Annotated in this window: 14 protein-coding genes and 1 tRNA gene; 3 read left to right on the top strand and 12 right to left on the bottom strand. The window is 70.0% G+C overall.

Annotated elements, in window-relative coordinates:
- Positions 1–196 precede the first annotated feature (196 nt).
- From DFP74_RS15750 to rplJ, 5 genes are all read right to left on the bottom strand, one after another.
- Positions 197–3,487, bottom strand: coding sequence for a hypothetical protein (locus DFP74_RS15750; protein ID WP_121182380.1), 3,291 nt, complete (start codon positions 3,485–3,487; stop codon positions 197–199).
- A 140-nt stretch (positions 3,488–3,627) separates the two neighbouring features.
- Positions 3,628–7,506: a DNA-directed RNA polymerase subunit beta' gene (locus DFP74_RS15745; RefSeq protein ID WP_121182379.1), complete on the bottom strand. Its 3,879-nt coding sequence runs from the start codon at positions 7,504–7,506 to the stop codon at positions 3,628–3,630.
- Positions 7,507–7,540: 34 nt separating this feature from the next.
- Complete coding sequence (gene rpoB, locus DFP74_RS15740) at positions 7,541–11,008, bottom strand: DNA-directed RNA polymerase subunit beta (protein ID WP_121182378.1); 3,468 nt, start codon at positions 11,006–11,008, stop codon at positions 7,541–7,543.
- A 1,000-nt stretch (positions 11,009–12,008) separates the two neighbouring features.
- Positions 12,009–12,395: a 50S ribosomal protein L7/L12 gene (gene rplL / locus DFP74_RS15735; protein WP_121182377.1), complete on the bottom strand. Its 387-nt coding sequence runs from the start codon at positions 12,393–12,395 to the stop codon at positions 12,009–12,011.
- A gap of 99 nt (positions 12,396–12,494) precedes the next feature.
- Positions 12,495–13,022, bottom strand: coding sequence for a 50S ribosomal protein L10 (rplJ, locus tag DFP74_RS15730; RefSeq protein ID WP_053618571.1), 528 nt, complete (start codon positions 13,020–13,022; stop codon positions 12,495–12,497).
- Positions 13,023–13,458: 436 nt separating this feature from the next.
- On the opposite strand from rplJ, the gene DFP74_RS15725 reads away from it, so the two are divergent.
- The gene (locus DFP74_RS15725) at positions 13,459–14,304 is read left to right on the top strand and encodes a hypothetical protein (protein WP_121182376.1); all 846 of its coding nucleotides are present in this window, start codon (positions 13,459–13,461) and stop codon (positions 14,302–14,304) included.
- A gap of 82 nt (positions 14,305–14,386) precedes the next feature.
- Here DFP74_RS15725 and rplA read toward each other — a convergent pair whose 3' ends face one another.
- From rplA to DFP74_RS33535, 6 genes are all read right to left on the bottom strand, one after another.
- Positions 14,387–15,064 (bottom strand): 50S ribosomal protein L1, encoded by a 678-nt coding sequence (gene rplA, locus DFP74_RS15720; RefSeq protein WP_121182375.1) that lies wholly within the window; start codon positions 15,062–15,064, stop codon positions 14,387–14,389.
- Positions 15,065–15,152: 88 nt separating this feature from the next.
- A complete protein-coding gene (gene rplK, locus DFP74_RS15715) occupies positions 15,153–15,581 on the bottom strand; it encodes a 50S ribosomal protein L11 (protein ID WP_121182374.1) in 429 nt (142 codons plus the stop codon).
- A 246-nt stretch (positions 15,582–15,827) separates the two neighbouring features.
- On the bottom strand, positions 15,828–16,622 hold the full coding sequence (nusG, locus tag DFP74_RS15710; RefSeq protein ID WP_121182373.1) for a transcription termination/antitermination protein NusG: 795 nt from the start codon (positions 16,620–16,622) through the stop codon (positions 15,828–15,830).
- A 194-nt stretch (positions 16,623–16,816) separates the two neighbouring features.
- A complete protein-coding gene (gene secE, locus DFP74_RS15705; protein ID WP_121182372.1) occupies positions 16,817–17,071 on the bottom strand; it encodes a preprotein translocase subunit SecE in 255 nt (84 codons plus the stop codon).
- A 92-nt stretch (positions 17,072–17,163) separates the two neighbouring features.
- A tRNA-Trp gene (locus tag DFP74_RS15700) sits at positions 17,164–17,236 on the bottom strand.
- A 157-nt stretch (positions 17,237–17,393) separates the two neighbouring features.
- Positions 17,394–19,097, bottom strand: coding sequence for a protein kinase (locus tag DFP74_RS33535; protein WP_158613007.1), 1,704 nt, complete (start codon positions 19,095–19,097; stop codon positions 17,394–17,396).
- Positions 19,098–19,285: 188 nt separating this feature from the next.
- Here DFP74_RS33535 and DFP74_RS15690 point away from each other — a divergent pair, with 188 nt between their 5' ends.
- Together DFP74_RS15690 and DFP74_RS15685 are read left to right on the top strand one after the other, a co-directional pair.
- A complete protein-coding gene (locus tag DFP74_RS15690) occupies positions 19,286–20,485 on the top strand; it encodes a pyridoxal phosphate-dependent aminotransferase (protein ID WP_121182371.1) in 1,200 nt (399 codons plus the stop codon).
- An 85-nt stretch (positions 20,486–20,570) separates the two neighbouring features.
- Complete coding sequence (locus DFP74_RS15685; protein WP_121182370.1) at positions 20,571–21,614, top strand: adenosine deaminase; 1,044 nt, start codon at positions 20,571–20,573, stop codon at positions 21,612–21,614.
- 33 nt (positions 21,615–21,647) lie between these two features.
- Here DFP74_RS15685 and DFP74_RS15680 read toward each other — a convergent pair whose 3' ends face one another.
- Positions 21,648–22,613 (bottom strand): NAD(P)H-binding protein, encoded by a 966-nt coding sequence (locus DFP74_RS15680; protein ID WP_370013383.1) that lies wholly within the window; start codon positions 22,611–22,613, stop codon positions 21,648–21,650.
- Between the last annotated feature and the right edge of the window lie 105 nt (positions 22,614–22,718).

The following is a 22,718-nucleotide window of genomic DNA, read 5'->3' as shown; positions in this document are numbered from 1 at the left end:
GTCACCACCGCGCGGGGGCGCTCCGAGGTGCGCAGGGACCGCACAGTAGGAGATCCGGCCCGTGGGGCCTCCGCCGGCGCAAACGGGCCGGTGACGGAGGTCATGGGAAACGGATCGGGGTTTGGGTCGGCCACGGACACGAAAAGGGTCCGTGCCCGGTGGAGAGGACTCCACCGAACACGGACCCTCGCCCGGATCAGAGCAGGACGAACGCGAGCACCGAGACCACGGTCACCAGGATCCCGACCACCGCGAGCACGGTGCCGGCGGTGATGAGGCCGAGGCCGTCGAGCTGTCCGTGCGAACCGCGGATCGCGCGCTTGGCCTTGGGACCGGTGACGGCCAGCACGAGCACCGCCGTGATCAGACCGATGCCGGGCAGCAACGAGGCCAGACCCAGCCACAGGGTGACCAGCGCTCCCCGCTCGGTGTCGGCGAGGTGGTCGATGCTGTCGTAGCCCGGGTAGGCGTCGCCCGCCTCACCGCCGAGAGGACGGTCCCCGAACCCGGGGAAGTCGTCGGCGATGGGGTCCTTGCGGCGCTTCCTCGGCTCGGGCTGCGCGGGCATGCCGTAGTCCGCGGGCGTGAAGCCGTCGTCGTACTCCGACTCGTCCCGCCAGTCCTGGGCGGCGCCGTCCGCCGGCGCCTCCTGACCCGCGGGGGCGTCGTAGCCGCCCTGCTCGTCCGCGGCGTAGGCGTCGAACATCTGCGTCGCGCCGTCGTCACGCGGACCGTCGTACTCCGGCTCGACGTACCCGGGGGCGTCGTAGCCCTGGTCCGCGTAGCCCTGCTCGTCGTAGCCGTCGGCTCCCGGTGCGTCGTAGCCCTGGTCGTCGTAGGCGGGAGCGCCGAACATCTGCGTCGCGCCCTCGTCGTACCGCTCCGCCGGTTCGTCGTAGCCGCGCGCGCCCGATTCCGGGGCCCGCGACTGCATGTCGGCGATGGCGGCCAGCGGGTCGGCCGGGGAGGCGGGGTCGCCGCCCCAGTCCCGGTACTCCGGGCCCGCCGCCGTCTCACGACGACGCTGCTCGGCCTCGCGCACCACGTCGGGCAGCCGCAGGTCGTCCCGGTCGAAGGCCCAGGTGTTGCCGCTGGCGACCGGCCCGGGGGCGGGCGCCTCGGGCGACAGCTCGTCGGAGTAGCGGTCACCGGTCCAGGACTCGCCGTCGGCCGACGGCGCCCAGGCGTCGTCGCCCTCCCGTGCGGGGGTCCAGGTCTCCAGGCCGTCGGTGCCCTCGTCCCTCAGGTCGGTGCGCCGTTCGTCCCCCCAGCTGCTGGAGCCGAGTTCGTCCTGGTCCCAGTCCCGGCCGCCGCCCCGCAGGGGGTCGTCGGCCGCGGGAGCCGGGCTCCACGCGCCGGTCTCGGGCGTGTCCGAAGCGGGCGCGTCGGCGCCCCAGGGGGTGTCGTCGGCGCTCGGGACCGGGGTCCAGCCCTGCGTGGGCTCCGGCTGACCCGGGTTCCACGCGTCGGCGTCGGGGCCGGGGCCCATGTTCACGGTCGCTCCGTCGGGCGCACCCCACGGAGCGCCGGGCGCGGCGGGGCCGTCCAGGCTCGGGTCCGCGCCGATCGGCGCGTCCCACGACGAGTCGACACCCGCAGCAGAGGCAGGGGCGGCGTTCCAGTCCGCACCCGTCTCGGCCGGCGCACCCCACGGAGCATCGTCCGAGGAACCGGGGTCGTGCGCGGTCGCTCCGTCGGGCGCACCCCAGGCGGAGTCGTCCGAGGAGGACGAGCCCCAGGGCGCGTCGGTCCCGGGCTCCCCCGGGCTCCATGCTCCGGGCGCGGCGGGGCCGTCCAGACTCGGGTCCGCACCCACCGGCGCGTCCCACGACGAGTCGACACCCGCAGCAGAGGCACGGTTGGCGTTCCAGTCCGCACCCGTCTCGGCCGGCGCACCCCACGGAGCATCGTCCGCGGGAGCGGGGTTCCAACCAGCCGCGTCCTCGGACGAGCCAGGCGAGACCGCGTCCAGACCAGCGGAATCCATGCGCATGGTCGCGCCGTCGGGCGCACCCCACCCGGAGTCGTCCGAAGAGGACGGCGTCCAGGGCGCGTCGGGAGCGGCGGGACCGTCCAGACTCGGGTCCGCACCCACCGGCGCGTCCCACGACGGCTCAGGGCCGCCCCACGGAGCGTCGTTCGAGGGAGCGGGGTTCCAACCGCTCAGGTCCTCCGACGGGCCACGCGAGACCGCGTCCAGACCGGACGAGTCCATGCGCATGGTCGCGCCGTCGGGCGCACCCCACCCGGAGTCGTCCGAAGAGGACGGCGTCCAGGGCGCGTCGGGAGCGGCGGGGCCGTCCAGACTCGGGTCCGCACCGATCGGCGCGTCCCACGACGTATCAGCACCCGCAGCAGGGGTGGCGTTCCAGTCCGCACCGGTCTCGGCCGGCGCGGCCCACGGAGCATCGTCCGCAGGACCGGCGTTCCAGCCGCCCAGGTCCTCCGACGGGCCACGCGAACCCGCGTCCAGACCAGCGGAGCCCATGCGCGCGGTCGCGCCGTCGGGCGCACCCCAGGCGGAGTCGTCCGAAGAGGACGGCGTCCAGGGCGCGTCGGCCGCGGGCTCCCCCGGGTTCCAGGGCGCGGGCTCGGGCGACACGGGGCCGTCCAGGCTCGGGTCCGCACCCACGGGCGCGGCCCACGGAGCATCATCCGCGGGACCGGGGTTCCAGCCGCCCAGGTCCTCCGACGGGCCACGCGAACCCGCGTCCGGACCGGGCGAGTCCATGCGCGCGGTCGCGCCGTCGGGCGCACCCCACGGCGACTCTCCCGCTTCCGCGGTCCCGGACGCGCCCCACGGGGCCTCAGTGTCCGCGGCGCCCTCCACGGGCCCCTCTGACGCGGCCCAGGGCGATCCCTCGTCGCTGCCCGGCGTCCAGGCCGACGGGTCCGTGCCCGCGCGGCCCGTGCCGGGGTTCGCGGGCGCGCCCTCCGGCGCGTCCCACGAGAAGTCGGTGGCCGACGGCTCCGGCGCACCCCAGGGGGTGTCGTCGGCGGCCGGCGGCGCGCCCTCGGAGCCGGGCTCCTGAGAGCGTGACTCGGGCTGGGCCCAGGAGTCGCGTCCCCACACCTCGTCGCCCGCCGAACCCGACTCCTCGGGCGGCAGGGGGACCTGGGCGCTCGCGGCGACCCCGGGGTACCCCCGCTCCCCCGCGTCGTGGGAGGAGTCCTCGTCGAACTCCCCCGGGACCCGGGTCAGCGGATGGAAGGCGGCCTGGCTCGCGCCAGGGTAGGAGATGGAGTGCGCCGACGGCGGAGCCGCCGGCGGCGGACCGCCGAGCGCCTCCGGGTACGGCTCGACCATGGGCGGGCGCGACGAGCTCAGCCCGGCATAGCCCCCGCTGTCCGGGAAGACCGTCGCGTCCTCGTTCTTGTTGTCCTCGAGCGGGTCCTGGTAGTCGGACTGCGTGCGGTAGCGGTTCTCCGTCGGCTTGAACCACGAATCCGCCGCACCGGAGCCCCGGTCGCCCCCGTTATCAGTCACTGTGTGCCTGCTCTCCAGCCGGCGCCGCAGCGCCCTCTCCCCGTCCGCACCACCGTGTGCGGACCGACGACAACGAACGGCGGCGGCACCACCCCCAGCCGGGGGTGGCTGACCGCCGCCGTCAGTTCAGCCAATCGCTCTTACCTGTTGTAGGGACCGAAGTCGTACTCCTCCAGCGGGACGGCCTCGCCCGAGCCCTGACCGAAGGTGTACTCGCTCGGCTCCTCGTACCCGGAGACCGAGTACATCGAAGCCTTCGCCTCCTCGGTCGGCTCCACCCGGATGTTGCGGTACTGGGGGATGCCCGTACCGGCCGGGATGAGCTTACCGATGATGACGTTCTCCTTGAGACCCAGCAGCGGGTCGCTCTTACCGTGGATCGCGTTCTCGGTGAGCACCCGGGTCGTCTCCTGGAAGGAGGCCGCCGACAGCCACGACTCCGTGGCCAGCGACGCCTTGGTGATGCCGAGCAGGACCGGACGTCCGGCCGCGGGCTGACCGCCCTCGGAGACGACGCGGCGGTTGATCCGCTCGAACTTCGGTCGCTCCACCATCTCACCCGGCAGAAGCTCGGTGTCACCCGACTCCAGGATGTTCACCCGCTTGAGCATCTGGCGGACGATGATCTCGATGTGCTTGTCGTGGATGGACACACCCTGCGACTTGTACACCTCCTGGACCTCCGACACGAGGTGCTGCTGCACCGCGCGCGGGCCCTGGATACGGAGAACCTCGTGCGGGTTGATCGCACCCTGGATCAGCTGCTGGCCGACCGTGACGTGGTCACCGTCACTGACGAGCAGCTGGGCACGCATCGGCACCGGGTAGGCGATCTCGTCCGTGCCGTCGTCGGGAATGACGACGATCTTACGGCTCTTCTCCGTGTCATCGATCCGGATCCGGCCCTCCATCTCGGAGATCGGGGCCACACCCTTGGGGATGCGGGCCTCGAAGAGCTCCTGGACACGGGGCAGACCGTGGGTGATGTCCTGACCGGCCGAACCACCCATGTGGAAGGTCCGCATGGTCAGCTGGGTACCGGGCTCACCGATGGACTGGGCCGCGATGATACCGATCGCCTCACCGACGTCCACCGGCTTGCCGGTGGCCATGGAGCGGCCGTAGCAGGTGGTGCACACACCGATCTTCGCCTCACAGGTCAGCGACGAGCGGATGCGCACCCGGGTGAGCCCGGCCGCCACCAGCTTGTCGATGTTCTGCTCGGAGGTGTCGCTCAGCGCGGGCAGCACGAGGTTGCCGTCGGTGTCCACCGTGTCCTCGGCCAGCGTGCGGCCGAAACCGGTGTTCTCGACGTTGTGCTTGCGCACCACGACGCCGGCGGCGTTCTTCTCGCCGACCTCGTGCCACAGCGACCGGTCGGTGCCGCAGTCGATCTCGCGGACGATGACGTCCTGCGCGACGTCCACCAGACGACGGGTCAGGTAACCCGAGTCGGCGGTACGCAGGGCGGTGTCGGCCAGACCCTTGCGCTGACCGTGCGTGGAGATGAAGTACTCCAGCACGGACAGGCCCTCACGGTAGGAGGACTTGATCGGACGCGGGATCGTCTCACCCTTGGTGTTGGAGACCAGACCACGGATACCCGCGATCTGACGCACCTGCATCGGGTTACCACGGGCACCGGACTGGACCATCATCCACACCGGGTTGTCGGCGGGGAAGTTGTCCTCCATGTTCCGCGCGACCTCGGCGGTGGCCTGGGTCCACACCTCGGTGAGCTCCTGACGGCGCTCGTCGTCGGTGATGAGACCGCGGTCGAACTCCCGCTGGATCTTGTCGGCCTTGCGGTCGTATCCGGCGAGGATCTCGGCCTTCTGCGGCGGCGCGACGACGTCCTCGATGCCGATGGTCAGGCCGGACCGGGTGGCCCAGCGGTAACCGGCGTCCTTCAGGGCGTCCAGGGTCGTGGCGACCTGGACCTTGGGGTAGCCCTCGGCCAGGTCGTTGACCAGGGTCGAGACCTGCTTCTTGCCCACCTGGAAGTTGACGTACGGGTAGTCGACCGGGGTGGCCTCGTTGAAGAGGTACCGCCCCAGGGTCGTCTCCAGGGTGTACGGCTCGCCCTGCTCCCAGCCCTCCGGCGGGGTCCAGTCCTTCGGCGCCGGGGCGCCGTCGGCGATCCGCAGGCGGATCTTCGCCTGCAGGTGCAGGGCGCCCAGGTCGTAGGCCATGATCGCCTCGGCCGGGGAGCGGAAGGCCCGCCCCTCGCCCGCGGCACCGGGCTTCTCCGTCGTCAGGTAGTACAGGCCGATGATCATGTCCTGGGTGGGCATGGTCACGGGCTTGCCGTCGGACGGCTTGAGGATGTTGTTCGTGGCCAGCATCAGCAGCCGCGCCTCGGCCTGGGCCTCGGCGGACAGCGGCAGGTGCACGGCCATCTGGTCACCGTCGAAGTCGGCGTTGAACGCCGTGCACACGAGCGGGTGGATCTGGATGGCCTTGCCCTCGACCAGCTGCGGCTCGAAGGCCTGGATGCCCAGGCGGTGCAGCGTGGGAGCACGGTTCAGCAGAACCGGGTGCTCGGTGATGACCTCTTCGAGGACGTCCCACACGACCGGACGGGACCGCTCCACCATGCGCTTGGCGCTCTTGATGTTCTGCGCGTGGTTCAGGTCGACCAGGCGCTTCATCACGAACGGCTTGAAGAGCTCCAGGGCCATCTGCTTGGGCAGACCGCACTGGTGCAGCTTCAGCTGCGGGCCGACGACGATGACCGAACGGCCGGAGTAGTCGACGCGCTTACCGAGCAGGTTCTGACGGAAGCGGCCCTGCTTGCCCTTGAGCATGTCGGACAGCGACTTGAGCGGACGGTTGCCCGGCCCGGTGACCGGGCGGCCGCGGCGGCCGTTGTCGAACAGCGCGTCGACGGCCTCCTGCAGCATCCGCTTCTCGTTGTTGACGATGATCTCGGGCGCGCCCAGGTCCAACAGCCGCTTGAGGCGGTTGTTCCGGTTGATGACGCGACGGTACAGGTCGTTGAGGTCGGAGGTCGCGAAGCGGCCACCGTCCAGCTGCACCATCGGACGCAGGTCCGGCGGGATGACCGGGATGCAGTCGAGCACCATGCCCATGGGGCTGTTGGTGGTGTTGAGGAACGCCGAGACGACCTTGAGCCGCTTCAGGGCGCGGGCCTTCTTCTGGCCCTTGCCCGTGCGGATGGTCTCCCGGAGCTTCTCGGCCTCGGTGTCCAGCTCGAAGTTGGCGAGCCGGTCCTGGATGGCCTGAGCGCCCATGCCGCCGCGGAAGTACTTCCCGAAGCGGTCCCGCATCTCGCGGTAGAGCATCTCGTCGCCCTCGAGGTCCTGGACCTTGAGGTTCTTGAAGCGGTTCCACACCTCGTCGAGGCGGTCGATCTCCCGCTGCGCGCGGTCGCGCAGCTGGCGCATCTCACGCTCGGCGCCCTCGCGCACCTTGCGGCGCGCGTCACCCTTGGCGCCCTGCTCCTCCAGCTCGGCGAGGTCGGCCTCCAGCTTGCGGTGGCGCTCCTCGATCGTGGAGTCGCGGCGCTGCTCCAGGTGCTGCTTCTCCACCGAGATCCGCGCCTCCAGGGACTGGAGGTCGCGCTCACGGGCGTCGGTGTCCACCCACGTGACCATGTAGGCGGCGAAGTAGATGATCTTCTCGAGATCCTTCGGCGCCAGGTCCAGCAGGTAGCCCAGACGGGAGGGCACGCCCTTGAAGTACCAGATGTGCGTGACGGGAGCGGCCAGCTCGATGTGGCCCATCCGCTCGCGACGCACCTTGGCGCGGGTCACCTCGACGCCGCAGCGCTCACAGATGATGCCCTTGAAGCGGACGCGCTTGTACTTGCCGCAGTAGCACTCCCAGTCCCGGGTCGGGCCGAAGATCTTCTCGCAGAAGAGTCCGTCCTTCTCGGGCTTCAGGGTGCGGTAGTTGATGGTCTCAGGCTTCTTGACCTCGCCGTGCGACCACTGGCGAATGTCGTCGGCCGTGGCCAGGCCGATGCGCAGCTCGTCGAAGAAGTTGACGTCGAGCACTTAATTCGTCCCCTGCTCTCGAAACATGCGGAAGTTAGACCTCTTCGACACTGCTCGGCTCGCGCCTACCCAGGTCGATTCCCAGTTCTTCCGCGGCGCGGAAGACGTCCTCGTCGCTGTCCCGCATCTCGATGGACATACCGTCACTGGACAGCACCTCCACGTTCAGACAGAGCGACTGCATCTCCTTGATGAGCACCTTGAAGGACTCAGGGATGCCCGGCTCGGGGATGTTCTCGCCCTTGACGATGGCCTCGTAGACCTTGACCCGGCCCACCACGTCGTCGGACTTGATGGTGAGCAGCTCCTGCAGGGCGTAGGCGGCGCCGTACGCCTCGAGGGCCCACACCTCCATCTCACCGAAGCGCTGACCGCCGAACTGCGCCTTACCGCCCAGCGGCTGCTGGGTGATCATGGAGTACGGGCCGGTGGAGCGCGCGTGGATCTTGTCGTCCACGAGGTGGTGGAGCTTCAGGATGTACTTGTAACCGACGGAGATCGGCTCGGCGAACGGCTCACCGGTGCGGCCGTCGAACAGACGCGCCTTGCCGTCCTCGTTGATGAGGCGGTTGCCGTCCTTGTTCGGGCGGACCGACTGGATGAGGCCGCTGAGCTCGTCACCGTGCAGGCCGTCGAAGACCGGCGTCGCCACGCGCGAGTTCGGCTCGACCTCGGCCGCTCCGATGGCGTGCAGCGACTTCTGCCACTCCTCCTCGACGCCCTCGACCAGCCAGCCGTTCTTGGCCAACCACCCGAGGTGGACCTCCAGCACCTGTCCGACGTTCATCCGGCCGGGCACGCCCAGCGGGTTGAGGATGATGTCGACGGGCGTGCCGTCCTCCAGGAACGGCATGTCCTCCTGCGGCAGGATCTTGGAGATGACGCCCTTGTTGCCGTGACGGCCGGCGAGCTTGTCACCATCGGTGATCTTGCGCTTCTGGGCCACGTAGACGCGGACCATCTCGTTGACGCCGGGCGCGAGCTCGTCGCCCTCCTCGCGGCTGAACACGCGCACGCCGATGACCTTGCCGGTCTCGCCGTGCGGCACCTTCAGGGAGGTGTCGCGGACCTCGCGCGCCTTCTCACCGAAGATGGCGCGCAGCAGGCGCTCCTCCGGGGTCAGTTCGGTCTCGCCCTTGGGCGTGACCTTGCCGACGAGGATGTCGCCGTCCACGACCTCGGCGCCGATGCGGATGATGCCCCGGTCGTCGAGGTCGGCCAGGACCTCCTCGCTGACGTTGGGGATCTCGCGGGTGATCTCCTCCGGGCCCAGCTTGGTGTCACGGGCGTCGACCTCGTGCTCCTCGATGTGGATCGAGGAGAGGACGTCGTCCTGCACCAGGCGCTGGGAGAGGATGATCGCGTCTTCGTAGTTGTGCCCCTCCCAGGACATGTACGCCACGAGGAGGTTCTTGCCCAGCGACATCTCGCCCTGGTCCGTGGACGGACCGTCGGCCAGGACCTGCTTGGCCTCGACCCGCATGCCCTCGGCGACGATGGGGCGCTGGTTGAAGCAGGTGCCCTGGTTGGAGCGCTGGAACTTGCCCATGCGGTACGTCTTGCGCGTGCCGTCGTCGGCCATCACGGTGACGTAGTCGGCGCTGACGTCCTCGACGACACCGGCCTTCTCGTTGAGGACGACCTCACCGGCGTCGGTGGCGGCACGGTACTCCATGCCGGTGCCCACGAAGGGCGACTCGGCGCGCAGCAGCGGCACGGCCTGGCGCTGCATGTTGGAACCCATGAGCGCGCGGTTGGCGTCGTCGTGCTCCAGGAACGGGATCATGGCGGTGGCGACCGACACCATCTGGCGCGGCGACACGTCCATGTAGTCGACCTCGTCGGTGCTGACCTGCTCGAACTCGCCGCCCTTACGACGGACGAGGACGCCGGCCTCGGCGAAGGTGCCGTCCGGGTTGGTCGGCGTGTTCGCCTGCGCGATGACGTAGAGGTCCTCCTCGTCCGCGGTGAGGTAGTCGACCTGGTCGGTGACACGACCGTCGACGACCTTGCGGTACGGGGTCTCCACGAAACCGAACGAGTTGACGCGGCCGTACCCGGCGAGCGAGCCGATCAGACCGATGTTCGGGCCCTCAGGCGTCTCGATCGGGCACATGCGGCCGTAGTGCGAGGGGTGGACGTCGCGGACCTCGAAGCCGGCGCGCTCACGGGACAGACCGCCCGGGCCCAGCGCCGAGAGGCGGCGCTTGTGGGTCAGACCCGCGAGCGGGTTGGTCTGGTCCATGAACTGGGACAGCTGCGAGGTGCCGAAGAACTCCTTGATGGAGGCGACGACGGGACGGATGTTGATCAGGGTCTGCGGCGTGATCGCCTCGACGTCCTGGGTCGTCATCCGCTCGCGCACGACGCGCTCCATGCGGGCCAGGCCCAGGCGGACCTGGTTCTGGATGAGCTCGCCGACGGTGCGCAGACGGCGGTTGCCGAAGTGGTCGATGTCGTCGGTCTCGATCGGACGGAGGCCGCGGACGGTCTCCTTCTCCACCTCGCCCGCGTGCAGGCGGACGATGTAGTCGATCGTGGCGACGATGTCCTCTTCGGTCAGCGTGCCCTGCGTGTAGTCGGCGTCCAGGCCGAGCTTCTTGTTGATCTTGTAGCGGCCGACCTTGGCGAGGTCGTAGCGCTTGGGGTTGAAGTACAGGTTCTCCAACAGCGCCTGGGCCGACTCCTTCGTGGGCGGCTCTCCCGGGCGCAGCTTGCGGTAGATGTCCAGCAGGGCGTCGTCGGTACCGGCGGTCGGGTCCTTCTCCAGGGTGTTGCGGATCGACTCGTACTGGCCGAAACGCTCCAGGATCTGGTCGGTCGTCCAGCCCAGCGCCTTGAGCAGGACGGTGACGCCCTGCTTGCGCTTGCGGTCGATGCGGACGCCGACGAAGTCCCGCTTGTCGACCTCGAACTCCAGCCAGGCACCCCGCGACGGGATGACCTTGCAGCCGAAGAGGTCCTTGTCCGAGGTCTTGTCGAGCGACTTGTCGAAGTACACGCCCGGGGAGCGGACCAGCTGGGACACGACGACGCGCTCGGTGCCGTTGATGATGAAGGTGCCCTTGACGGTCATGAGCGGGAAGTCGCCCATGAAGACCGTCTGGCTCTTGATCTCACCGGTGTCGTTGTTGATGAACTCCGCCGTGACGAACATCGGGGCGGAGTAGGTCATGTCCTTGTCCTTGCACTCCTCTTCGGAGTACTTGGGCGGCTCGAACCGATGGTCGCGGAACGACAGCGACATCGTGCCCGAGAAGTCCTCGATAGGACTGATCTCCTCGAAGATCTCTTCGAGGCCGGACTGCTCCGGAACGTCCTTGCGGCCAGCGTTTCGGGCCGTCTCTACCCGGGTCTTCCACTTGTCGTTGCCCAGCAGCCAGTCGAACGACTCGGTCTGCAGAGCAAGCAGGTTCGGGACCTCGAGTGGTTCCTGAATACGGGCGAAAGAAACGCGGTGCGGACCAAGGGCGTCAGCGGAGGCGTTGCGCGAGGCTGCCAACAGGGGTCCTTCCGAAGGCTTGTGGCGGTTGAAGCGCGCACGCCAGACGATCCGTCACGAGAAGGACCGCCGCAACGCGGTTGAGACGGTCACATCGAGCGGGAACGGGCCTACCGTGTCCAGACGAAACGGGATGGGCGGCAGCCGTACTCCGACACAGGGATCACCAAAGGGCAGCGCAAAAGAGCAGTGTAGCCGAACACTACACCGCTGTCCACTCACGCTTCACAGCACCACTCACGACACCGGCAGGATCGCCCGCGAAGGGCGATCCGTCAAGCCCACCGGCCTCCGTAAAATCCCGGAGGACCGATTCGGACCCGATCCGGAGCCTGTGGCTCCATGGGTGAGCGAACGCGCCTGCCCTGGCTCCCAGGGGGATGGGGAGCCGTCGGACACCCGGAAGGATTCCCCCGCCCCCACCGGGTAAACACTCTCCCCGGAGCCCGTCAAGAAACCCGAGACGGGAGATTATCGCGTCCCGCGGACCTTTCGCACACGAGGGTGCCGACCTGCGGTCGCGACCGGCCCAGCATGCCACACGTGTCACGAGAGTGACACCGGACACGTCGGCCGATCGCGACCAAAAGGACCGATCGCCACCACCCCGTGAGCCGCCTCCCGAGCGTGTCGCGGGGGTCCTCAGGGCCCCGCCGCCCGCACCGGGGCGCCTGGGCGGCCCCGAGGGGACGCGATGGAACGGGGGCGCCTGCGCGGAGTGGGACGGAGCGTCCGCGGGGCCGCTGGGGGTTGAAAGTGGGCCGTTCGGCCTACGGGACCACTGGGGGTGTGGTGAGGGGCGCGCCAGTGTTCTGCAGGAGGAGAACGGGGCCGCAGCGAGTTTGCGAGCAAGGCGAGTCGACGACGAAGAACACTGGCTTCCGGGCGCCCCGAGCACGAGCCAAAGCGAAGCGGAGGCCCAAACAAACGCGGCCGCCCCTCCCGGAGGAGGGACGGCCGCGTGTACGCAGACCAGCGGGGCTCTGGGCCCCGCGCAGGACTACTTGAGGGTGACGGTGGCGCCGGCGCCCTCGAGAGCGGCCTTGGCCTTCTCAGCGGCTTCCTTGTTGGCGCCCTCGAGCAGAGCCTTCGGAGCGTTGTCGACCAGGTCCTTGGCCTCCTTGAGACCCAGGCTCGTGAGGCTGCGGACCTCCTTGATGACCTGGATCTTCTTGTCACCGGCGGACTCGAGGATGACGTCGAACTCGCTCTGCTCCTCAGCGGCCTCGGCGGCGCCGCCACCGGCACCCGGGGCAGCGACGACGGCGGCCGGAGCGGCGGCGGTGACGTCGAACTTGTCCTCGAAGAGCTTCACGAACTCGGACAGCTCGAGAAGGGTCATCTCCTCGAACGCGGCAAGCAGGTCCTCGTTGCTGAGCTTCGCCATGATGCGATCTCTCTTTCTCTACAGACACGCGCACCCGACGGCGTCACGTGCGAGCCTTCGGCCGGGCGCCGTAGCGGCACCCACCGTGGTTCAAAAGGTTTAAGCGGCTTCCTCGTTGCGCTTGTCCGCCAGAGCCTGCGCGAGACGCACAGTCTTGGACGGCAGCGCCTGGAAGACGGCGGCGGCCTGGCCCTGCTTGGCCTTGAGCGCACCGGCCATCTTCGAGAGGAGAACCTCGCGGGACTCCAGGTCGGCCAGCTTGGTGATGTCCTCGGCGCTCATCGACTTGCCGTCGATGACACCGCCCTTGATCACCAGCGGCGAGTTCGCCTTCGAGAAGTCACGCAGACCCTTGGCGGCCTCGACCACGTCACCGTGGACGAAGGCGATGGCGGACGGTCCCTCGAACAGGTCCTTGACCTGCTCTTCGAGACCCGCCTGGTTCGCCGCGATCTTGGTCAGCGTGTTCTTGACGATGCGAAAACGCGCGTTCTGGCCGAGGCTACGGCGCAGCTCGGTGAGCTGAGCCACACTGAGCCCCCGGTATTCGGTCAGCACGGCGCCGTTCGACTCACGGAACTCGTCCGTGAGTTCGGCGACCGCAGCTGCCTTGTCCGGCCTCGCCATGGGACTCCTTCCAACAGTGAACGCTGGTTGGTCCCCAAGGACTCTCGCGATCGGCGTCAGCACGAGAAAAAGCCCCGAGCGCGAGGCGCACGGGGCACATCCGCGTTCTCTCGGGCCATGAGCCCCCGGAACGGGAAAGCTTGAGTGACACCTGCGCGGGCGCCCATCGCGGATGGGTCCTTAGGTCACCCGTTCGGGTGACGACCAGCGGTCTTCGGCAAGAACCCAGCGTACCGGACGACCGGCGGCCTTCGCACACCGAAGCCGGAGCCCCGGGATGAGTCCTCGCTCACTCCACCGCCGGGCCGCGGCGCCGACCATCCCGGCCCACGGCGCCCCTTTAGTGCGGATATGTCGCTTCCACGTGCCACTATGTGATCCGGGCATCCCCGCTCTCCGACGTGCCCCTCCCCCGACACGAGAAAGCGAAGCTCCCGTGAAGACCAACAAGCCGGTCCTGTTCGCCGCCGGCTCCCTGACCCTCGCCCTCGCCCTGAGCGCCTGCGGCGCCCCCGACGAGGAGGCACCGGCCACCTCGTCCGACTCCGCCGACGACGGCGACAGCGGCGGTGGCGGTGTACTGGAGCTGCTGGGCGACCTCGCCTCGCGCACCGAGGCCGTCGACAACTACACCCTCGACATGGACATCACCTCGACCGACCCCGAGCTCGGCGAGACGGAGATGACCTTCACCTACGAGGTGATGGCCGACCCGCAGGCCGCGCAGGTGACCGTGTACATGCCGGCCATGGGCGAGATGTTCGCCGAGCTCGGCGGCCCCGGCGCGGGACTGAGCGCCGAGGAGATGAGCACCTCGACCGTCATCGTCCCGGCCGAGGGCGAGATGCTGGTGTCCAACCACAACGGCCTCCAGGAGGCCGACACCGCCTGGGTCCGCGGCGGGGCCGGCGAGGGCCAGCAGCCCGTCACCGACAGCATGTTCGACACCTCCGAGCTCCCGAAGGTCGCGGGCGCGGTCGCGTCCATCGACACGATCGAGGAGACCGGCAGCGAGGAGGTCGACGGGGTCTCGACCACCGTCCTGGAGGGGTCGTTCACCGCTGAGGACCTCGACGAGCTCGAGCCGGACCAGCGCAGCGCCCTGGACGAGCTCGTCGGCGGCGCCACCGGTGCCATGGACGTGTCCCTGTGGGTCAGCGACGACGGCTTCCCGATGCGCATGGACTTCAGCGACGACGTCTCCTCGATCTCGATGGTCTACTCCCAGCTGGGCGAGACCTCCTTCGAGATGCCCTCCGAGGACGAGATCACCGACCTGTAGCCGACGACGGCACGGCTACGGCACAACGACGACGGCCCCCGGATCCCAGGCGGGATCCGGGGGCCGTTCGGCCTCGCGAAGACTAGGCGTCGAGCGGGATGCTCGGGCCCATGGTCGTGGTGACCACGGCCTTCTTGATGTAGCGGCCCTTGGCGGCGGACGGCTTGAGGCGGTTCACCTCGTCGATCGCGGCCTGGTAGTTCTCCAGCAGCTTGCTCTCGTCGAAGGAGAGCTTGCCGATGATGAAGTGCAGGTTCCCGTGGCGGTCGACGCGGAACTCGATCTTGCCGCCCTTGATCTCGGTGACGGCCTTGGCGACGTCCGGGGTGACGGTGCCCGTCTTGGGGTTGGGCATGAGGCCACGCGGACCGAGCACGCGGCCGAGGCGGCCGACCTTGCCCATGAGGTCCGGGGTCGCCACGACGGCGTCGAAGTCGAGGAAACCGTTGAGGATCTCCTGGACGAGGTCGTCGTCACCGACGTAGTCCGCTCCGGCGGCGCGAGCCTGCTCCGCACGGTCACCGGTCGCGAAGACCAGGACCCGGGCGGTCTTACCGGTGCCGTTGGGCAGGTTCACGGTGCCGCGGACCATCTGGTCGGCCTTGCGCGGGTCGACGCCCAGGCGCAGGGCGACCTCGACGGTCGGGTCGAACTTGACGTTGGAGGTGTCCTTGGCGAGCTTCACGGCCTCGGCGGGGCTGTAGAGCTTGTCGCGGTCCACCAGCTCACTGGCTTTGCGGTGGTTCTTGCTGCGCTTCACGCTGTTCTCCTTGAGGGAACGTGTGGTCCGTGGGCCAGCGCCTGGCCCTGCCACGGTGGTTCTGTTCGTCGAGCGTCCCGTTCGGGAACTACTTGACCTCGATGCCCATCGAGCGGGCGGTACCGGCGACGATCTTGGCCGCGGCCTCGATGTCGGTGGTGTTGAGGTCGGGCAGCTTGGTCTGCGCGATCTCGCGGACCTGCTCGGCGGTGATGGAACCGGCCGTGCCGCGTCCCGGAGTGGTGGCGGCCTTGTCCAGACCGGCCGCCTTCAGGATCAGCTTGGGCGCCGGAGGCGTCTTGGTGACGAAGCTGAACGAACGGTCCTCGAAGATGGAGATCTCTACGGGGATGACGTTGCCGCGCTGGGCTTCCGTGGCAGCGTTGTACTGCTTGCAGAAGTCCATGATGTTGACGCCGTGCGGACCGAGAGCGGTACCGACGGGCGGAGCCGGGGTCGCCTGACCGGCGGGGAGCTGCACCTTGACGAGTGCGGCCAGTTTCTTCTTCGGAGGCATATCGGGTCCTTTGCCTGATGTGCGGTGTGAGCTGGTCCCCGCCCTCCCTGTACGGCGTCGGGCGCTGAGCGCGGCCGACGCCGGTGCCGAAGAGGGCGCGCCCCGTGCGCGGGGCACGTGAGCGACGGCCCGCCGGGACCGGGCGGACCGGAGTGCGCCCCGCCGAAGCGGGGTGCGAGTGTGGGTCCGCCCGAAGGCGGACCCACCAAGTCTACGCGTCCCGGGCAGGTGCCCGGGCGGGACGGATCAGATCTTGGCGACCTGGGTGAACGAGAGTTCGACCGGGGTCTCGCGGCCGAAGATCGACACGAGCACCTTGAGCTTCTGGGTGTCCGGGTTGATCTCGCTGACGGTGGCCGGCAGCGTGGCGAACGGGCCCTCCATGACGGTGACGGACTCGCCGACCTCGTAGGCCACGTCGGAACGCGCCTCGGAGACGCCGCCCTTGGCCTGCTTCGCCTGCTCCGGCTCGACCTCGGGCTCGGGCGCCAGGAGCTTGGCGACCTCGGTGAGGCTCAGCGGGGCGGGCTTGTTGGACAGGCCCACGAATCCGGTCACACCAGGGGTGTTGCGGATGGCCGACCACGACTCGTCGGTCAGGTCCATGCGGACCAGGACGTAGCCGGGCAGGACCTTCTCGGTGACCTGCTGGCGCTTGCCGCTCTTGACCTCGGTGACCTCGTGCTCGGGCACCTCGACCTGGAAGATGTAGTCCTCCATGTTGAGCGACTGCGTGCGGCTCTCGACGTTGGCCTTGACCCGCTTCTCGTAACCCGCGTAGGTGTGCACGACGTACCAGTCGCCGGGGAGCAGGACAAGCTCGTTCTTGAACTCTTCGACGGGGTCCAGCCGGGGCTCTTCGGTCTCAGTCGGCTCGGCGGACTCGCCGCTCTCGACGTCGGTGTCCTCCTCGGACGCGTCGGACTCGACCGCGACCTCCGAAGGCTCCTCGACAGGCTCGCCCAGGCCGGTCTCATCCGCCGCCGTCTGATCCGGCTCCTCTTCGGGGAAGTCGTCAGAGGTCAGTGGGGACTCGGACACGGCTGCTCTTTCTCTCGTCGGATTCGCTAGTGCGGGTCGACGCACGCCGAACAGCGCTCCACGTCGGACCCGGTTCTGCCAGCTTACGGTCTTTCCGGGCGCAGCGGGACCAACGCGCGGACGAGGAGGGAGCCGGGAGGAAGGGCGTGTGCCGTGGACACCGTCCGACGCGAGCGTCGGCCGGTGGTCGGACCCTAGACCCCGGCGGGACGGCCGAAGGTGGAGTAGAGCCAGGTCACGGCCTCGCCGAAGGCGAAGTCCAGAAGGGAGACGTAGGACAGGATGATCGCCACGAACACCAGCACGACGATGGTGTAGGTCACGAGCTCCCGGCGCGTGGGCCAGCGGACCTTGCGCAGCTCACCGACGCACTGCTTGACGAAGTCCACCGGACCCGTGCGACGCTTGGGCTCCTTGTGGGGCTTGGCGTCGGCGTCAGTCTGAGTCACCTGAGGGTCCTTAGGGTCGCGGGCTGCTCGATGTCCCCGTTGTTCCTTGGCCTGTGCCCGGTGCGCTCGCGCGCACCGGGCCTACGGACTTGCAGGGCAGGAGGGACTCGAACCCCCAACCGCCGGTTTTGGAGACCGGTGCTCTGCCAATTGAGCCACTGCCCTTAGCGGAAACTGCGTTCCCCACCATAGCCGGTCCCCGCGGTGTACGCACACCGTGAACCATGTAACACCCTGGCCACGGCCGACCGGCGCGAGAGAGTCTAAGCCCAAGCGCGCACTCCGGCCAAACCGGTTTCCGCCACCGGCACGTCCCCCGACGTCAGGCGGCGAGCCTGGCGGCCTGCATGGCGGTCAGGCGCCGGACGAAGAGGAAGGCGGCGACGGCCGCGGCGATGAGCAGCAGCTGCGCGCCGAAGTTGAACCAGGCCATGGGTTCCAGGTCGAAGATCAGGAGCTCCGTTCCCAGCGGCTCCCTCTGATCGGCGTAGAGGTACCACGGAACGAAGAGGAACGGCCAGGTCAGGAAGGTGGCCAACCACAGAGCCCACCACATGTGCAGCACACGGGCCGGAGCCATCGCTCCGTCGGCGCCGAGGTGGCTGGAGGCGTGCCAGACGTCGTCGGCGATCTGCTTGGGCACGATGAGGTTGACCACCGGAACGAACCAGCCCCATACGGCCGTCGCGGGCCTGTATCGCAGCCGCCCGGGCGCGAACCGCTCAGCGACTGCTCGCACTTGGAAGAACCAGATCAGCCAGGCGATCACCAGTCCCAGGTTCACTACTCCCTGGACAATACTGAGGGGATGGCCGATCTGGGCGCGGTACCTCACCAGCTGCGCGTCCACTCTCCACTGGAAGCGCGGTGCCGCTGACGATTCGACGAAGAGCTGGTAGGCCACGGTGGTCAGGGAGAGCAGGAGGCAGAGACCGAGCAGCACGTACACGGCCGCTCGGTACCCGTCGGCCGGATGCGGTGGGGCCCCACCGCTCGCGCGGCGGCGCTCGTGCGCCAGCAGGGTCGCGCCGGTCGGCTTCAGGTCCGGCGGGCGCGTCGCCCCCGCCGACACGGACCCACTGGACGGCCGGGGCGACGAAGGGGGCGACGAGGGCGGCGGTGTGCCCCCGTCGCCGGGCTCCACCGTGGTCGCCACGAGGGTCCGCCGCTCGGTGATCACCTGGGTGAGCTCCTCCGGCAGCCACCGTCCGGGACCGGTCCCCTCGCTCAGCGCGGCGAGCCGGTCCAGGACACTCCGCACAGCGGGCCGGGAGCCGGGGTCCTTGGCCAGACAGGCGCCGACCAGGTCGGCCAGTTCCGCGGGCAGGCCGGTCAGGTCGGGCGGGGTGTGCACGACCCGGTAGACCACCGCGTGCACCGGGCCGTCGCCGAAGGGGCTGCGCCCGGTGGCCGCGTAGGCGAGCACGCAGCCCAGCGAGAACACGTCGGACTCCGGACCCACCTTCTCCCCCGCGGCCTGCTCCGGGGACATGAACGCGGCCGTGCCCAGCACCGTGGACGTGCGGGTGTGCGACGTGGTGTCCAGGGCGCGGGCGATCCCGAAGTCGATCAGCCGGGGCCCGTCCTCGGCCAGGATCACGTTGGCCGGTTTGAGGTCGCGGTGCACCACACCGCTCGCGTGCACCGCCGCCAGGCCCTCGGCCAGGCCCGCGCCGAGGACGGCCACCGACTCCAGGGGCAGCGGCCCGTGGGCGGTCACGGCCTGGTGCAGCGAGGGCCCCGGGATGTAGGCGGTGGCCAGCCACGGCGGTGTGCCCTCGGGGTCGGCGTCCACGACCTGCGCGGTGTAGAACCCGCCGACCCTGCGCGCGGCGGCGGCCTCGCTGGCGAACCGGCGCCGGAAGTCCGCGTCCTCGGCCAGTTCGGGGCGCACGACCTTGACCGCGACCATGCGCCCGCCCGGGGAACGCCCCAGGAACACCTGCCCCATGCCGCCCACGCCGAGGCGACCGTGCAGGCGGTAGGGGCCGATCCGCGTCGGGTCCGCGTCGCTCAGGGGGGCCATGGCACCGCTTCCGTAGGAAGTTCGCCGGCGCGGTCCCGTCTTCCGCAGGGGGTTCGCCGGATCGGTCCCGATGATCCCAGAACGCCGTGTCCGCCGTCACTCCTTCGTGCGTACCCGCCGTCACTCCTTCGTGCGCACCCGCCGTCCGGCGCCCCATCGATCGGGGCCGCGCGTGACACCATGGAGCCATGACTGACCGACCCCGTATCTCCGCACGTATCGGCGCCATCTCCGAGTCCGCCACCCTGGCCGTGGACGCGAAGGCCAAGGCCATGAAGGCGGAGGGCCGCCCCGTCATCGGCTTCGGCGCGGGCGAGCCGGACTTCCCGACGCCGGACTACATCGTCGAGGCGGCCGTCGCTGCCGCCCGCGAGCCCCGCTTCCACCGCTACACGCCCGCCGGCGGCCTGCCCGAGCTGAAGAAGGCGATCGCGGACAAGACCGCGCGCGACTCCGGCTACGAGGTGGAGCCCTCCCAGGTGCTGGTCACCAACGGCGGCAAGCAGGCGATCTACGAGGCCTTCGCCGCCATGCTCGACCCGGGCGACGAGGTCATCGTCATCGCCCCGTACTGGACCACCTACCCCGAGTCCATCAAGCTGGCCGGCGGTGTGCCCGTCTACGTCGTGACCGACGAGAGCACCGGCTACCTGGCCTCGGTGGAGCAGTTGGAGCAGGCGTGCAGCGAGCGGACCAAGGTCCTGGTGTTCGTCTCCCCGTCCAACCCGACCGGTGCCGTCTACCCGCGCGAGCAGGTCCGCGCCATCGGCCGCTGGGCGAACGAGCACGGATTGTGGGTGCTCACCGACGAGATCTACGAGCACCTGGTCTACGGCGACACCGAGTTCAGCTCCCTGCCGGTGGAGGTCCCCGAGATCGCCGACCGCACGGTCGTCGTCAACGGCGTGGCCAAGACCTACGCCATGACCGGGTGGCGCGTGGGGTGGATCATCGGCCCCAAGGACGTCGTCAAGGCCGCGGGCAACCTGCAGTCGCACGCCACCTCCAACGTCGCCAACGTCTCCCAGGCCGCCGCGCTGGCCGCCGTCTCGGGCGACCTCACGGCCGTGGCCAGGATGCGGGAGGCCTTCGACCGCCGGCGCCGGACGATCGTGCGCATGCTCAACGAGATCGACGGCGTGGTCTGCCCCGAGCCACAGGGCGCGTTCTACGCCTACCCCTCGGTCAAGGGCCTGCTGGGCCGGGAGTTCCGGGGCAGGCGCCCGCAGACCTCGGCGGAGCTGGCCGAGCTCATCCTGGAGCAGGCCGAGGTCGCCGTGGTACCGGGCGAGGCCTTCGGGACCCCCGGCTACCTGCGCCTGTCCTACGCCCTGAGCGACGAGGACCTGGCCGAGGGCGTGGGCCGGATCCAGAAGCTGCTGGCCTGATCCGAACGCGGGAGCGCCCCGCGGGGCGCTCCCGTGTTCGGTGGTCCCGCACCCGCGGGGCGGCCGCATGAGGCAGACTCTCGTCATGGAGACACCGATCAGCGCCCGCCGATTGGACCGGCTGCCCAAAGCGCACCTGCACCTGCACTTCACCGGCTCGATGCGCCACTCGACCATGGTCGAGCTGGCCGAGGAGCACGGGATCCACCTTCCCCAGGCCCTGGTGACGGAGTGGCCTCCCCGGCTCCGGGCCACGGACGAACGCGGCTGGTTCCGCTTCCAGCGCCTGTACGACATCGCGCGCTCGGTCCTGCGCCGCCCGCAGGACATGTACCGCCTGCTGCGCGAGGCCGCCGAGGACGAACGGGAGGCCGGCTCGTCCTGGCTGGAGATCCAGGTCGACCCGAGCGGGTACGCGGCGCTCTTCGACGGGCTGACCGCCACCCTGGAACTGGTCCTGGACGCCGCCCGCACCGCCGAGCGCGAAACGGGGGTGGCGATCGGGCTGATGGTCGCGGCCAACCGCACCAGGCACCCGCTGGACGCCAAGGCACTCGCCCGCCTGGCGGGACAGTACGCGGGCCGGGGCGTGGTCTCGTTCGGCCTCAACAACGACGAGCGACGGGGGCGCGCCCGCGAGTTCGAGGGGGCCTTCCGGATCGCCAGACGCGCCGGTCTGCTGTCCGCCCCGCACGGCGGCGAGCTCCAGGGCCCCACGAGCATCCGCGAGTGCCTGGACGAGCTCAACGCGGACCGGGTGGGCCACGGCGTCCGCGCGGTGGAGGACCCCCACCTGGTCGAGCGGATCGCCACCCAGGGGGTCACGCTGGAGATCTGCCCGACCTCCAACATCGGCCTGGGGGTCTACGACAAGATGGAGCACCTCCCGCTGCGCCGGCTCTACGACGCGGGCGTCCCGATCGCCCTGGGCACCGACGACCCCCTCCTCTTCGGCCCCCGGTTGGAGGAGCAGTACCGGCTCGCCCGCGAGGTCTTCGGTTTCGGCGACGCCGAACTGGCCGAGCTGGCCCGCATGTCCATCCGGGCTTCGGGCGCCCCGGACTCCCTGAAGAAGGACCTGCTGACGGGCGTCGACTCCTGGCTGGCCACGGAGCCGTCCACGGCGTGAGCGGTGGGGCGCCCAGCGGTCAGCGCCCCGCGGTCAGCGGAAGTCGTCGGCGTGGTCCCGGGCCCACTGGGCGAAGTCGCGCGGTGGCCGCCCGGTCGCCTCCCGCGCCGTGGGCGCGGGGTCCACGGCCGCCTGGGCCGCCGCGACCTCCTCGGCCCAGGTGTCGGCGTCGGCCTCGGCGCCGGCGTAGTCGGTGAAGCCGAGCAGCATGTCCGCGTTGGCCGCGGCGAAGCCGCCCTGGGCGAGGTAGCGCTCGCGGGCCTGCTCGGGTGAGACCGCCTCGAAGCGGATCTCGCGCCCCACGGCCCGGGAGACGGCCTCGACCTGCTCGCGGTGGCTGATGAGCTCGGGCCCGGCGAAGGTGTACGCCCTGCCGTGGTGGCCGTCCTCCAGCAGGGCGGTGACGGCCACGTCCGCGATGTCGGCCTCGTGGGTGGGGTACGAGGCCGCGTCGGGGTGGGGATCGAAGACCGCGCCCTCCTCGCGGACGGACGGCCCCCACAGCCAGAGCTTGTTGAGCGCGAACTCACCGGGGCGCACGTGGGTCCACTCCGCCCCGGACCGCTCGACGGCCTGTTCCACCGGCAGGTGGAAGTCGGTGTCGTAGCCCCCGGTGACGGCGCCCGAGGACAGGACGACGATGCGTCCGACTCCCGCGTCCACGGCGTGGGCGACGACCTCCTCGGCCGTCTCGGGGACGGGGAAGAGGTAGAGGCGGTCGACACCGCGCAGGGCGCCGGCGAGGTTCTCCGGCTCGGCCAGGTCACCGCGCACGACGTCGACTCCGTCGGGCAGTGCGGCCCGCGCGGGGTCGCGGGTCAGCGCGCGGACCGCCGCCCCTTCGGCCACGAGCCGCCGCACCACCAGCCTGCCGACGTTGCCGGTGGCCCCGGTCACGAGCACGTTCACGGCGTCCTCCTCCTGTGGGCGGCCGCCCCGGTGGTGGCCGCGCAGGCCCCGTTCTATCCCGGCTCCGCCCGCGGGGGCGAACGTGAACATGCTGTTCATGTTCGCCTCTGACCTGGGGAAACGACATGCGGCTCCGGGCCCCTCGAAGGCCCTCGCGACCCGCCGGACCAGCTGATCCAGCGGAGTTATGGTTTC

It is taken from the genome of Nocardiopsis sp. Huas11 (assembly GCF_003634495.1).
Taxonomy (GTDB): Bacteria; Actinomycetota; Actinomycetes; order Streptosporangiales; family Streptosporangiaceae; genus Nocardiopsis.
Note: the sequence above shows the minus strand (reverse complement) of the source record. Positions and strands in the feature narration are given on the sequence as shown.